Source organism: Kocuria rosea (genome assembly GCF_006094695.1).
GTDB lineage: Bacteria > Actinomycetota > Actinomycetes > Actinomycetales > Micrococcaceae > Kocuria > Kocuria rosea.
Genome location: NZ_CP035103.1, coordinates 568,415 through 581,079, shown reverse-complemented (window position 1 = coordinate 581,079; position 12,665 = coordinate 568,415). Strand labels below are relative to the sequence as shown.

Sequence of the window (12,665 nt, the reverse complement as noted above, 5' to 3'; positions counted from 1 at the left end):
CACCGCTCGGCGGATCCGCCCGCAGGAGGAGCCCCCGGTCCTGGACGGGCGGGGGCTCCTCCTGCGGGCGGACGGGTCAGCTCTTCCGGCGGGCCGGGACCACCATCACGGGACCCTCACCCTCCTGCAGCACGGCCTGGGAGACGGAGCCCATGAGCAGCCCGCGGAACCCGCCGTAGCCGCGGCTGCCGACCACCACGAGCTCCGCCGACCGCCCGGCCTCCACGAGCTGGTCCGCCGGCTGGCCGGAGAAGACGAACGTCTCGACGTCCAGCTCCGGGTGGTCCTCCCGGACCGACTCCGCCACCTGGTCCACGAGGGACTGGGCGGGCTCGGTGAGCTGCTCGCGCACGGCCCGGTCCAGGTCCGCGGAGCCCGTCGGCATGCTCATGGCCTCCGGCACCACGGTGACCAGCGCCAGGCCCGCGCCGTGCCGTGCGGCGTACCGCCCGGCCGCCAGGACGGCCGGGTTGTCCCGGCCGAGCCGGTCCACGCCGACCACCACGCGGCCCGCGAAGGGGCCGGTCGCCCCGCGGGCGTCCCGTGCCCGCGGGTCCCAGCGGTCCGGGAGGACGATCACGGGGCACTTCGCGTGCGCCGCCGCCGCGGCCGTGACCGATCCGAGGCGGCCCCGCACCCCGCGCCGGCCCCGGCGGCCGAGCACCAGGGACGCGGCGTCCTCCGACTCGTGCACCAGCACCCCGGCCGCGTCACCGCGCTCGACGACCGCGACCGCGGTGACGCCGGCGTCCCGGGCCCGGGTGACGGCGGCGGCGGCGACCTTGTCCGCCTCCTCCTCGATCGCCTCCAGGAACGGCCCGTAGAGACTGGGGTCCACGGCGACGGGCCGGCCCATGGAGACCACCACCCTGAGCTCGCCGGCGAGGGTACCGGCCTCCTGGATCGCCCAGTCCAGGGCCCGTTCGCTGTTCTCGGAGCCGTCGTAGCCGACGACGATCTGTTCCGGCATGGGGTGCCGCCTCCTGGTCTCGCCGTGGGGGTGGGGTGCTCAGGGGCGGTGCGCGGGCACCACCATGACCGGGCCGGTGGCGTTCTCCAGCACCGCCTGGGAGACCGAGCCGAGCAGCAGCCCCCGGAAGCCGCCGATGCCGCGGGAGCCCACCACGACCATGTCCGCGGAGTGCGTGGCGTTCATCAGGATGCGGGCGGGCCGGCCCACGAAGATGTGGTGCTCGACCGTCAGCTCGGGGTGCTGCGCGGCGATCTCGTCGGAGATCTGGGTGAGCTTCTGGTCCGCCTCGTGGAAGTACCGGGCCTGGTTGAACTCGTCCTGGAACCAGGAGGGCGTGCCGGACAGGGCTCCGTTCACGGAGACCAGCGCCAGGGCCTTGCCGTGCTCCTGGGCGTAGGCCACGGCCTTGCCCAGCGCCGGGCTGCGGGAGCCGAGGGCGTCCAGGCCCACGACCACCCGGCCGGTGAAGTCGATCTGGTCGGCCTTGACCGGCCCGTCGGCCTCGAGCGCGAAGTCGCCCGCGCTGCCGCCGCGCCGCTCGGGGTGCCGTTCGGGGCTCCGGCTCTCGGCGGCCTCGGGGACGATGATCACCGGGCACTTCGCGTGCGCGGCGACCGCCGCGGACACCGAGCCCAGCCGGCCGCGCAGCGCGCCGCCGCGGCCGCGCTTGCCCATGACCACGAGCGCGGCCTCGCCCGACTGCTCCACGACGGCCTTGGCGGCGTCCCCGCCCGCCTCCACGACCTCGACGGGCAGCCCCGCCTGCTCCACGGTCTGCCGGGCCTCGGCCAGGTGGCCGGCGTTCTCCTTCATCACGGCCTCGGTGAACCGCATCTCGAGGCCGGGGTCCCCGACCCCGATGACCGGATAGGCGCCGAGCAGGCGCACGGTCAGGTCCTGGGCGCGGGCCTCCTCGAGGGCGCGCTCGAGCGCGTGGCGGGCCTGGTCGGATCCGTCGATGCCGACGAGCACGACGTTGTGCCCGGAGTCGGCGGTGGGCTGGTTCTCTGCGCGAGGATCACTGTTCATGTCTGCATCGTAGGTGATCCGCCCCACAACACCGGGTGCGCTCCGGGTTGTTACCGTGCGTTCCGGAGCAGCCAGGAGTCGCCGCGGGCCCGCAGCCCCAGGGTCAGGGCCCGGGCCCCCAGGTAGCCGCCGGCGTAGGCGGTCCACAGCCACACGAACCCTCCGGTCCCCGTCCCGGCGGAGTGCGCCACGAGCAGCAGCAGCGGGGCGTAGACCGCCAGGTTGAGCACTCCGGCCACCGCGAGGTAGCGGGCGTCCCCGGCCCCGATGAGCACCCCGTCCAGGACGAAGACGTACGCGGCCAGCGGCTGGCCGACCGCCACCACCAGCAGGGCCGCCGCGAACAGGGCCTGCACCGCGGGATCGGGGCTGAGCAGGAACCCCAGCCGGGTGCCGACCAGGGCCACCAGGAGGCCCGTGACCACGCCGAAGCCGAGCCCCCACAGGACCAGCCGGTTCATGAGAGCCCGGACCGCCCGCCGCTGCACGGGGTCGGTCACGTCCCGCGCCCCCATGTCCCGGCCCAGCAGCGCCTGCGCCGCGATGGCGAGGGCGTCGAGGGCGTAGGCCAGGAAGTTGAAGAACGTCATCACGAGCTGGTGCGCGGCGAGGTTCTGGGCGCCCTGTCCCGTGACCACCAGGACGGTCGCGAGGATCGCGACCCGCAGGGAGACGGTGCGCAGCATGAGCCAGGAGCCCACCGTGAGGTGCGAGCGCAGCCGGGGCCACGTGGTCGCGGGCCCCACGCCGTGCTCGCGGGCGAGCCGGCGGAGGATCCGCAGGTACGCCAGCGCCATGGCCCACTGCACGGCGCTCGTGCCGATCGCCGCGCCGGCCACCCCCAGGCCCGCCCCGTGCACGAGCAGGAGGTTGAGCCCCGCGTTGGCCGCGGCCCCGACCCCGGCGATGAGCAGCGGGGTCCTGGTGTCCTGGAGGCCGCGGAGCACACCGGTGGCCGCGAGCACCAGGAGCATGGCGGTCAGTCCGGGCAGGGACCAGTGCAGGTAGACGACGGCGTGCTCCAGGACCTCGCCGCGCGCGCCCATCAGCGCCAGCAGCGGCCGGCCCAGCGCCCAGCCCGCCGCGGACAGGAGCAGGCCGAACCCCGCGGCCACCCACAGCCCGTCCCGGCCCACCGCCACGGCCTCCTGGAGCCGGCCCGCACCGAGGTGCCGGGCCACCGCAGGGGTGGTGCTGTAGGCGAGGAAGACCATGAGCCCCACGACCGTCTGCAGGACGGCCGCGGCCACGCCCACGCCGGCGAGCTGGGGGGTGCCGAGGTGGCCGACGATCGCGGAGTCCGCCAGCAGGAACAGCGGCTCGGCCACGAGCGCCCCGAAGGCGGGGACGGCCAGGGCCAGGATCTGCCGGTTGAGGCCGCGGGGGCGGGAGGTCGTCGTCACCGGTCCAGGCTACCGACGACCTCCCGCCCCCCGCGGCGCACCCCCGGACGGGACGCGGCCCGGGAGCGGCGGTGCTCAGAAGGGGTAGTGCGGGACGTCCGGGCTGATCGTGATCCACTGCGTCTCGGTGAACGCGTCGATGTTGGCGGTCGGCCCGCCGAACCGGGAGCCGGTGCCGGAGGCGCCCATGCCGCCGAAGGGGGCGTTGGCCTCGTCGGCGACCGTCATCTCGTTGATGTGGATCTTGCCGGAGCGGATCCTGTCGGCGATCTTCATGGCCTCGCCGACGTCCCCGACGATGGACACCGAGAGCCCGTACTCGGAGGCGTTGGCGAACTCCACCGCCTCCTCCGCGCTGGACACCTTCATCACGGGCGCCACCGGCCCGAAGATCTCGTCCTTCCAGGCCGTCATCTCGTGGGTCAGCTCGGAGAGCACCGTGGGCCGGTAGAACAGGCCCTCGTGGGACCCCCCGGCCACCACCCGGGCGCCGGCGATGGCGGTCTCCTGCACGATCGCGTCGATGGCCTTGAGCTGGCGCTCGTCGATGATCGGGCCGAGGTGCACGGGTCCGCCGGAGGGGTCCCCGACCACCAGGGCCTCCGCCTTCGCCGCGAGCTTGTCCACGTACTCGTCGTGCAGGTCCTCGTGCACCAGGTGGCGCCCGGTGGTCATGCAGATCTGTCCCTGGTGGAAGAAGGAGCCCATCGCCCCGACCCCCGCGGCCAGGTCCACGTCCGCGCCGGGCAGGACGATGACCACGTTGTTGCCGCCCAGCTCGAGGTGGGCGCGCTTGAGGTGCTGCGCCGCCGCGGCGCCCACGTGCCGGCCGGCGGCCGTGGACCCGGTGAAGGACACGACGTTCACGTGCGGGGCCTCGACCGTGGCGGCCCCGACGTCACCGCCGCCGGGCAGCAGCTGCAGGACGCCGGGCGGCAGCCCGGCCTCCTCGAAGACGCGCATGATGAGCGCGCCGCCGGTGACCGAGGTGCGGGGGTCCGGCTTGAGCAGCACCGCGTTGCCCAGGGCCAGGGCGGGGGCCACGGAGCGGATCGAGAGGATCAGCGGGAAGTTGAACGGCGAGATCACGGAGACCACCCCGACCGGCACCCGGCGGGACAGCGACCAGTGCGGGGCGTCGGAGGGCAGGTACTCCCCGTGCGGGTGGCTCGGCAGCGCCGAGGACTCGTAGCACTCCGCGGCCGCAACCGAGGCCTCCAGCCCGGCCTTGGGCTGGATCGCCCCGGTCTCCCGGACCACCCAGTCCATGACCTCCTCGGCGTGCTCCTCGAACAGCAGGCCGGCGCGACGCAGCACCGCGGCGCGCTCGGAGGGCTTCAGCGCCGCCCACTCCTTCTGGGCCGCTGCGGCCTTCTCGGCCGCCTCGTACACGTCCTCGGGGGAGGCGAAGCCGATCTGCCCCAGCGTCTCGTCCGTCGACGGGTTCGTGACGTCCTCGGTGCCGCCGCGGCCGTCGCGCCATCCGTTGACGTAGATCTTTCCGGTCCACACCGATGTGTCCAGCAGTGCCATGGGTCGAACTCCTCGGGTTCCGGCCGCGGGTCGGACCGCCGGACGGCGGGGTGACCCACGGCACACGTGCAGTGCGGATTATTCTGCGCCTTCCTGGGAGCGCGCACGGAACGCCGCGCGGACGCCGTCACAGCCCCCGGAGGCGGTCCATCTCCCGGCGGTCCTTCTTGGTGGGCCGCCCGGTGCCCCGGTCCCGCCGCGGGACCGCGGCGTGCAGCGCCGGGGGCGGGGGCGGGCTGTGGTCGACGTAGGCCTTCGCGGCGACGGGCGCCCCGACGCGCTTGGTCAGCAGCTGCACCACCTCCAGGACCTGTTCGTGACCGGGACGGCGCACGGTCACCCGCTGGCCGGGCCGCACCGGCTGGGCGGCCTTGACCGAGGTGCCGTCGATCTTCACGTGGCCGGCGCGGCACGCGGCCGTGGCGGCGGAGCGGGTCTTGAACACGCGCACCGCCCACAGCCACACGTCCACGCGCACGCTCGCGGGGGCCTGCGGCGCGGTCATCGCGCGCCCCGGTCGCTGCGGCGCTGGTCCTCGGTGCGGGTCATGGGGCCATTGTGCCGAATCCGCCGGGCACGGCCGACGCCGGACGGCTCCGCCGCGGCCGCCCAGGCGCGCCGCCCCGGAGGTGTCGCCCGGAGTGGGGACAATGAATTGACTACCGACCAGTGGTGTGCAACATCCCGGCAACGCGCGAACACCTACACTGAGGCACATTCACCGGCGGGCCGCGCACCGGGCACGACGCCGTGCAGCCGGCGGCGGCCCGCCACCTCCCGAGGGAAGGACAGATCCATGAAGAGCAGGTTCCACGGGGCAGCGACCCTGTCCGTGCTGGCCGTCTCCGCGCTGGCCCTGAGCGCGTGCACGAGCACCGGAGGGGGCGAGGAGGCCGCCGGCGAGGGCGAGCTGAGCCTGATCAGCTCCGGCACCCTCACGGTCTGCTCGGACATCCCCTACGCCCCGTTCGAGTACGTCGAGAACGGCGAGACCGTGGGCTTCGACATCGACCTGGTCGACCGGATCGCACAGGACCTCGGCGTGGAGTCGAACGTCATCACCACGCCCTTCGAGGCCATCGAGACGGGCTCCGCGCTGGACACCGACCAGTGCGACCTCGCCGCGTCCGGCATGACGATCACCGAGGAGCGCGAGTCGGTGATGGACTTCTCCGAGCCGTACCTCGACGACAACCTCGCCCTCCTGGTCGCGCCCGGCTCGGACATCCGCTCCGTGGCGGACATCGCGGGCAAGCGCATCGGCGTGCAGCAGGCCACCACCGGGGAGGCCTACGCCCAGGACAACGGCGCGGACGTGGTCCAGTACGAGACCTCCTCGCTGATGATCCAGGGGCTTAACACCGACGACGTCGAGGCCGCGCTCGGCAACATCTCCGTGACCGGCCCCGCGATCGAGGACAACCCCGAGCTGCAGCTGGTCGAGGAGATCGAGACCGGGGAGCAGCTGGGCCTGGCCGTCAAGACCGGCAACACGGCCCTGCTGGACCAGGTCAACGAGACGCTGGCGGCCATGCAGGAGGACGGCTCCCTCGAGGAGCTCGAGGCCGAGTGGCTGGGCGCCGACGAGGCGGCAGGGTCCGCGAGCCCGGAGCCGGCCGCGAGCTGACCCGTCGTCGCCCCCGGTGCACGGGGGTGACGAGCAGCACGGACGCCGTGGCCCGCGCGAAGCGGGCCGCGGCGCCGTCGTCCGCAGGCTGGAGCCGGGCGGACGCCCCCGCGCCCTCCGCCCCGCCACGACGACAGGGGAAGCTCTCGTGACCACCGACTCCGGCCTCGAGCTGCAGCACGTCCATCCCGGCGTCCGACCGCAGGACGACCTGTACCGCCACGTCAACGGCGGCTGGATCGAGGCGCACGAGCTGCCGGACGACCGCGCGTTCGACGGTGCCTCCGCGATCCTCACCGACCGGAACACGCAGCGGGTGCACGAGATCGTGCAGGAGGCGCCCGCCGGGTCGCGGATGGGGGCGCTGTACCGGTCCTTCCTCGACGAGGAGCAGATCGAGCGCCGCGGCCTGGCCGCCCTGGCCCCGGACCTCGCGGTGCTCGACGCCGCCCGGGGCCGGGAGGGACTCGCCCGCGCCTCGGCCGCCCTGCACCGCACCGGCGTGGACGGGCCGCTGTCCTTCTTCGTGGAGAACGACTCCCGGGACTCCTCCCGCTACTCCTTCTTCCTGCGTCAGGACGGGCTGTCCCTGCCCACGGACAGCTACTACACGGACCCGCAGCACGAGCGGCTGCGCACGGCGTTCACCGCCCACGTCGCGGCGATGCTCGAGCTCGCGGGCCTGCCGGCCCGCTGGGGCGTGCCCGCCCGGGACGCCGCGGCGACCGTGCTCGCCATGGAGACGCAGCTCGCCGCCGCCCACTGGGACACCGTCTCCGCACGGGACGTCGAGGAGATGTACAACCCCGTGGATGTGGCCGGCCTGGAGGCCATGGCGCCCGGCTTCCCGTGGACGGCGTGGCTCGAGGGCACCGCCCCGGAGCGCGGCGCGGGGATCTTCGACCGGGTCATCGTGCGCCAGCCCTCCTTCGTGACGCAGCTGGGCCGGCTGTGGCAGGAGTGGTCCGAGGAGCAGATCCGGATCTGGCAGTCGTGGCGGATCGTGTCCAAGCGCGCCCCGTTCCTGCCCCGGCCGTTCGTCGAGGAGAACTTCCGCTTCTACAGCACCGCCCTGTCCGGGATCACCCGCCCCCGCGAGCGCTGGAAGCGGGCCGAGTTCCTGGTCACCCGGATCCTCGGCGACGACGTGGCGCGCGAGTACGTGGCCCGCTGGTTCCCGCCGGCGCACAAGGCCCGGGTGGAGCAGCTCGTGGCGCACCTGCTGGCCGCGTACCGGGAGCGGATCTCGCGGCTCGAGTGGATGTCGGGGGCCACCCGGGCCCGCGCCCTGGAGAAGCTGTCCACGTTCACCGTCAAGGTCGGCTACCCGGAGACCTGGCGGGACTACTCCTCCCTGGAGCCGGACCCCGAGGACCTGCTCGGCAACGTCCGGGCGGGGCTGGCGCTGGAGCACGACCGCACCGTCGGGAAGATGGGCACCCCCGTGCACCGCGGCGAGTGGTTCCTCTACCCCCACTGGGTCAACGCCTACTTCCACCCCGTGCTCAACGAGGTGGTCTTCCCCGCCGGGATCCTGCAGCCGCCGTTCTTCGACATCGAGGCCGACGACGCCGTGTGCTACGGCGCGATCGGCTCCGTGATCGGCCACGAGATCGGCCACGGCTTCGACGACCAGGGCGCCAAGTACGACGCCCGGGGCCACCTGGAGAACTGGTGGACGGACGAGGACCGGGCGGAGTTCGCCCGGCGCACCGCCGCGCTCGTCGCCCAGTACGACGGCTGCACGCCGCGCGGGCTGGACCCGGCCCGGCACCGCGTCAACGGGGCCTTCACGGTGGGCGAGAACATCGGGGACCTGGGCGGGCTGGAGATCGCCCTGGTGGCCTACCGGATGTCCCTGGCCGAGCGGGGCCTGGACCAGGACAGCGCGCCGGTGCTCGACGGCCTGACCGGCGCGGAGCGCTTCTTCTACGCCTACGCGGCGCTGTGGCGCTCGACCGCCCGGGAGCAGGAGCTGGTCAACCGGCTGGCCACCGACCCGCACGCCCCGGACGAGTTCCGCTGCAACCGGGTGGTGCAGAACATGTTCGCGTTCCACGACACCTTCGGCACCCGCCCCGGCGACGGCCTGTGGCTGCCCCCGGAGGAGCGCGTCAACATTTGGTGACCGGCCCCTCTCCCCTCCGCAAGGGGGATGAGGGAGGAGCTAGTCCAGGACCGGCAGCTCGGTGGTCTCGAAGCGCTCCCGGAAGAAGGCCGGGTTGCGCCGGTACTGGACGAGCATCATCGCGACGCCGAGCAGCAGGATGCCCACGCCCAGGAGGAACACGAGGCCCACGCCGCCGATCTGCGAGCCGGAGCCGTAGTCCGGGTCCATCGAGTCGTAGGCCGTCTGCCCGAAGAACACGAGCAGCAGGATCCCCCCGAGCAGCGGCGCGAGGAACTTGGTGAACGCGTTCTTCGGCCCCCTGAAGGCCTCGCGGCGGAAGTACCACACGCAGGCCAGGGCGGTGACCCCGTAGTAGAAGCAGACCATCATGCCGAGGGTGGTGATGGTGTCCCAGAGGACGTTCTCGGAGACCACGCGCATCACGGCGTAGAAGCCGGCGGAGATCACGGCCGCCGCGATCGTCGCGTAGCCCGGGGTCTGGAACCGCGGGGTGACCCGGGCGAACTTCCCCGGCAGCGCGCCATAGTAACCCATGGCCAGCATCGTGCGGGCCGGGGAGACGAACGTGGACTGCAGGGAGGCCGCCGAGGAGGACAGCACCGCGAGGGACATCAGGATCGCGAAGGGGCCCATCACGGGCCCCGCGAGGGCCGCGAAGATGTTCTCCTGGATCTCCTCGTTGCCCATCCCCAGCCCCTGGTCGGAGACCCCGGAGAACGTGAGCACCGCGAGGGCGATGGTCATGTAGAGGGCCACGATCACGAAGATGGTGGTCAGGGCGGCCCTGCCCGGGGTGGTCGCCGAGCCCTTGGTCTCCTCGTTGATGGTGAGCACCACGTCCCAGCCCCAGTAGATGAACACGGACAGGGACACGCCCGCCGCGAACGCGGAGAAGGACTCCACGCCGAACGGGTTGAACCACTCGGCGCGCACGGTCAGCCCCTCGTAGGCGGTGCCGGCGGCCACGTGGCCGAAGGCCGCGATCGAGAACCACAGGAGCACGATCGCCTGGAACGCCACGAGCACGTACTGGAACGCCTTGGTGGTCTCCATCCCGCGGTACGAGATCCAGGCGGCCAGGGCCACGAACACGAGGCACGTGGCCACGTTGACGGGCACGTTGCGCGTCAGCTCGGCGATGGCGTCGTTGCCGGTGATCTGGGCGAGGGCGAGGTAGAGGAAGTCCACGGCCACACCGGCGAGGTTGGAGAGCACCAGGATGGTGGCGGCCAGCAGCCCCCAGCCGCCCATCCAGCCCAGCCACGGCCCGAAGGCCTTGGAGCCCCAGGTGAAGGTGGTGCCAGAGTCCGGCATGGCCCGGTTGAGCTGCTGGTAGCCGAAGGCCACGAGCAGCATGGGGATGAAGCCCACCAGGAAGATCGCCGGCAGGGAGGTGCCGACCTCCGCGGCGGTGGGGCCCAGGGCGGCGGAGAGGGTGTAGGCCGGGGCGATGCAGGAGACGCCGATGACCACGGAGCCGAGCAGCCCCACGGCGCCCTTGCTCAGGCCCTTGTCGGTGCCGGAGCGTGCCGGCGCCTCGATGTCGGAAGCGCTCATGATCAGTTCTCCTCCGTGCGGGCCGGTCGTGGGACCACGACCATCGGGACCGGGACGTGCTTGAGCAGCCGTGCTGCGGTGGTGCCCAGGAAGGTCTGCCGCCCCTGGGCGAGGCGGGACGAGCCGATGAGCAGGAGGCCGCCGGGAGCCCAGTCGACGTCCTGCGCGGCCTTCTTGAGGGTCCGCCCGGAGGCGACCCGCACGGTCACGGGCCCGGTCCGGCGGGCCTCGGCCGCTGCGGCCTCCAGGTGCTCCTCGACGCGCCGGCGGGCCTGCTCGGTGGCGCCCGGGTCCGCGGCCTCGCCCTCGAGGAACGAGAGGAGCTCCAGCTCCAGACCGGAGCGCTCGACCGCCTCGGCGGCCTCCCGGATGACCTGGTGCGCCCCGGGGCGGGTGCCCACGGCGGCGTAGACCCGGGTCAGTGGCTCGTCCCCGGGATACCGGCGCGGGGCGAGCGCCACGGGGACCGGCGAGCTGTGCAGCAGCGCGTTCACCACGGAACCCAGGGTGAAGCGGCCGCCGCCCGTCCCGGCGCCGACCACGATCATCGCGGCCCCCAGCTCGGTGGCGGCCTCGACCAGGCCGGTGGGCACGGACCGCGCCTCCCGCACGTGGGTGCGGGCCGTGATCCCCTCGGGCACCAGGGCGGCGGCCTCGCGCAGCCACTGGTGGGCCTGCCGGCGGAGCACGGGCGAGATGTCCCCCACCGGCGGGTAGACCTGCTGGTACGGGTCGTCCGCGCGCAGCACGAGGACGATCTCGAGCTCGGCGCCCACGTCGCGCGCGAGCGCGACGCCCAGCCGCACGGCGTCCCGGCTGCGCCGGTCGCCGCTGTAGCCGACCACGTAGCGCGGCACCCCGGCGGTGGTCATCGCTCCGCGCCCGTCAGCGAGCCGGCGCCGAGGACCTCGGCCGCGGCGAGCCGGCCCTGCCGCAGGGCGCCGTCGACGTGCTGGTAGCCCTCGGCCGCGAGGTCGGAGCAGGCCCAGCGGATCGGGCCCACCGGGGTGCGCTGGTGGGCGCCGTAGCGGTGCAGGCCGCCGAGGTCGTAGCTGGCGGCGTAGGCGCCGCGGGTCCACTCCTCGGAGCCGAAGTCGGACTCGTAGTAGACCACCGGGTGCAGGGCCTCCTCCCCCAGGTAGTGGGAGAGGGACTCGAGGATCAGCCGGCGGCGCTCCTCGGCGGGCAGGCCGAAGAGCTCGTCGGCCCGCTCGTCCGAGACGAAGCCGACCAGGGTGCCGCGCGGGTCCCCGTGGTTGGTGTTGTCGTAGACCTCCTGGGAGAGCTCGTGGGCGCCGAAGCCGGTGCCGGAGAGGCCCTTGTCCCGCCAGAAGGGCGTCTCGTAGACGGCGTGCACCTTGATCACGAGGCCCAGCGACTGGTGCTGGTGCATCTGGTGCTGCAGCCGCGGCAGGGGCGGCTCGAAGGAGATCCGGGAGTAGAGGTTGGGCGGGACGGCCACGACCACGTCCTTCGCCCGCACCGTGAGCCGGTCGGACCACACGGTCACCGGGGTGCCCGGGACGTGCTCGGCGTAGGTGCCGCCGTCACCGGCCCAGCGGATCGTGCGCACCGGGGTGTCCAGGAAGACGACGTCCTCGCCCAGCTCCGCCGCCATGGTCTCCGAGACGGACTGCATGCCGCCGACCACGCGCCGGTCGAGGATGAAGTCCTCGTCCACGAGGTTCGAGAAGGACCCGGCGGAGGCGGCCATGAGCACGGCCTGCAGCACGGAGAACGCGTGCGCGGGCTTGGTCAGCATCCCGCCGGCCACGAAGATCCCGATGTTGCTGCAGGCGGCCTCGTCGTCGGAGTGCTGCCGCAGCCAGTGGTGGAAGGAGATGGTGTCCAGCTCCCGGGCCGCCGGGTGCGCCCACGGCTCGGTGGCGCCGATCTCGGCCACGAGCCCGTCCAGGAGCGCGACGAGCTTCTCCATCTCGACGATCGTGGACTCCCCCGCCGGGAACATCGAGCCGGTGTAGGTGTGGCGGGTCCCGTCCGGCGCCAGGTAGACGGACTCGCCCTCGCGGTAGCGCTGGTAGGTCTCCAGGCCGAGCTCGTCGACCAACGCCAGCAGCTCGGTCTGGTCGGGGGAGATCCACTGCCCGCCGATCTCCAGGAACGCGCCGTCCACGGTCTTCGACCAGGTGCGCCCGCCCACGCGGTCGCGGGCCTCGAGGACCGCCACGGTCCGCCCGGCGGCCACGAGCGTGCGGGCGGCCATGAGCCCGGCGGGGCCGGCCCCCACGACGACGACGTCGCGCTCGATCGCGGTCTCGCTGCCCAGGGTGCGTTGATCGGTCACTGTGCTCTCCTTCACACTAAAATGAATTAGGTTCATTAAATGGGCTCCGGCCCGTGCTCGTCAAGAGCCGTCACCAACTCGTTGCACCTAGACTCAGGAGGAAGCGC

The 12,665-nt window shown here is 73.2% G+C and carries 10 protein-coding genes; 2 read left to right on the top strand and 8 right to left on the bottom strand.

The window, feature by feature from the left end; translation table 11 throughout:
• Positions 1-76: 76 nt before the first annotated feature.
• The 5 genes from EQG70_RS02650 to EQG70_RS02630 all read right to left on the bottom strand — a co-directional run bounded on the left by EQG70_RS02650 (position 77) and on the right by EQG70_RS02630 (position 5,443).
• Positions 77-970, bottom strand: coding sequence for a universal stress protein (locus EQG70_RS02650; protein WP_109243035.1), 894 nt, complete (start codon positions 968-970; stop codon positions 77-79).
• A 39-nt stretch (positions 971-1,009) separates the two neighbouring features.
• Positions 1,010-2,002, bottom strand: coding sequence for a universal stress protein (locus EQG70_RS02645; protein WP_031282733.1), 993 nt, complete (start codon positions 2,000-2,002; stop codon positions 1,010-1,012).
• A gap of 50 nt (positions 2,003-2,052) precedes the next feature.
• On the bottom strand, positions 2,053-3,405 hold the full coding sequence (locus tag EQG70_RS02640) for an MATE family efflux transporter (protein ID WP_035925389.1): 1,353 nt from the start codon (positions 3,403-3,405) through the stop codon (positions 2,053-2,055).
• Between the two features lie 75 nt (positions 3,406-3,480).
• The gene (locus EQG70_RS02635) at positions 3,481-4,938 is read right to left on the bottom strand and encodes a benzaldehyde dehydrogenase (RefSeq protein WP_017832943.1); all 1,458 of its coding nucleotides are present in this window, start codon (positions 4,936-4,938) and stop codon (positions 3,481-3,483) included.
• A gap of 127 nt (positions 4,939-5,065) precedes the next feature.
• On the bottom strand, positions 5,066-5,443 hold the full coding sequence (locus tag EQG70_RS02630) for an RNA-binding S4 domain-containing protein (protein WP_109269219.1): 378 nt from the start codon (positions 5,441-5,443) through the stop codon (positions 5,066-5,068).
• A 291-nt stretch (positions 5,444-5,734) separates the two neighbouring features.
• Here EQG70_RS02630 and EQG70_RS02625 point away from each other — a divergent pair, with 291 nt between their 5' ends.
• Positions 5,735-6,565 (top strand): ABC transporter substrate-binding protein, encoded by an 831-nt coding sequence (locus tag EQG70_RS02625; protein WP_109243038.1) that lies wholly within the window; start codon positions 5,735-5,737, stop codon positions 6,563-6,565.
• Between the two features lie 148 nt (positions 6,566-6,713).
• The gene (locus EQG70_RS02620; protein WP_109269218.1) at positions 6,714-8,693 is read left to right on the top strand and encodes a M13 family metallopeptidase; all 1,980 of its coding nucleotides are present in this window, start codon (positions 6,714-6,716) and stop codon (positions 8,691-8,693) included.
• 39 nt (positions 8,694-8,732) lie between these two features.
• Here the strand turns inward: EQG70_RS02620 and EQG70_RS02615 are convergent, their stop codons facing one another.
• From EQG70_RS02615 to EQG70_RS02605, 3 genes are read right to left on the bottom strand one after another with little or no spacing between them, the layout of a single operon-like run.
• The gene (locus EQG70_RS02615; protein ID WP_109269217.1) at positions 8,733-10,253 is read right to left on the bottom strand and encodes an APC family permease; all 1,521 of its coding nucleotides are present in this window, start codon (positions 10,251-10,253) and stop codon (positions 8,733-8,735) included.
• A gap of 2 nt (positions 10,254-10,255) precedes the next feature.
• The gene (locus EQG70_RS02610; RefSeq protein WP_109244272.1) at positions 10,256-11,125 is read right to left on the bottom strand and encodes a universal stress protein; all 870 of its coding nucleotides are present in this window, start codon (positions 11,123-11,125) and stop codon (positions 10,256-10,258) included.
• The gene (locus tag EQG70_RS02605) at positions 11,122-12,558 is read right to left on the bottom strand and encodes a flavin monoamine oxidase family protein (protein WP_208746248.1); all 1,437 of its coding nucleotides are present in this window, start codon (positions 12,556-12,558) and stop codon (positions 11,122-11,124) included. Before EQG70_RS02605 ends, EQG70_RS02610 begins: the two co-directional genes overlap by 4 nt.
• Positions 12,559-12,665 lie beyond the last annotated feature (107 nt).

Bases quoted from the DNA above. Each gene is read 5' to 3' on its own strand.
- EQG70_RS02630 (WP_109269219.1), bottom strand. From the start codon at position 5,443: ATGACCGCGCCGCAGGCCCCCGCGAGCGTGCGCGTGGACGTGTGGCTG.
- EQG70_RS02615 (WP_109269217.1), bottom strand. From the start codon at position 10,253: ATGAGCGCTTCCGACATCGAGGCGCCGGCACGCTCCGGCACCGACAAG.
- EQG70_RS02645 (WP_031282733.1), bottom strand. From the start codon at position 2,002: ATGAACAGTGATCCTCGCGCAGAGAACCAGCCCACCGCCGACTCCGGG.
- EQG70_RS02635 (WP_017832943.1), bottom strand. From the start codon at position 4,938: ATGGCACTGCTGGACACATCGGTGTGGACCGGAAAGATCTACGTCAAC.
- EQG70_RS02625 (WP_109243038.1), top strand. From the start codon at position 5,735: ATGAAGAGCAGGTTCCACGGGGCAGCGACCCTGTCCGTGCTGGCCGTC.
- EQG70_RS02650 (WP_109243035.1), bottom strand. From the start codon at position 970: ATGCCGGAACAGATCGTCGTCGGCTACGACGGCTCCGAGAACAGCGAA.
- EQG70_RS02610 (WP_109244272.1), bottom strand. From the start codon at position 11,125: ATGACCACCGCCGGGGTGCCGCGCTACGTGGTCGGCTACAGCGGCGAC.